The following is a 517-nucleotide window of genomic DNA, read 5'->3' on the forward strand; positions in this document are numbered from 1 at the left end:
AGGCGTTCGACACGACCCTTGGCTTGCGGCGTGACAGCTTTAATATGTTCAATGTTCAATTCGGCCATCGCTTTCCCAAAGTGGGAGAGAGGCTTAGTTTCGCCAGCGAGTTCCTGTTCAACGGTCAGCTTCTCATTAGGCGAACGGAAGATCGTATGCCTGTCGCTGTATAGTCCAAGTGGAATCCCGTACTTCTTGATGCCCTGCTGCATCACAACTGAATAGCCTTCACGGCATTCGTTGGTCCGGAAAACAGCGCCTACGACCGTGCCGGTTGCATCATCGATAGCGGCATGTAAGGCGAAGGCGGGAGCACGATCTTCCAGCCATGCATACGGAGTCGCATCGATTTGCCACAGCATGCCCGCCTGTGCTCTGCGTTGACGCGGTTGATGAGCCTTTGTCCGGCGTCTTTGCTTGGCTTGTTTGAGTCCCTTAGCTAACAGGATGCGTCTCACACTGGAGTTGCTTAGTTCCAAGGCTTCGTGCTCTTGAAGCAACTCTGCAAAGTGACAGC

Annotated in this window: 1 protein-coding gene; it reads right to left on the reverse strand. The window is 53.6% G+C overall.

The genetic code is table 11. The features are described from left to right. Positions 1 to 517: transposase family protein (locus RCO25_RS34715; RefSeq protein WP_483874740.1), on the reverse strand; the 517-nt coding region annotated here is incomplete at both ends.

It is taken from the genome of Paenibacillus sp. LHD-38 (genome assembly GCF_031157315.1).
Taxonomy (GTDB): Bacteria; Bacillota; Bacilli; order Paenibacillales; family Paenibacillaceae; genus Pristimantibacillus.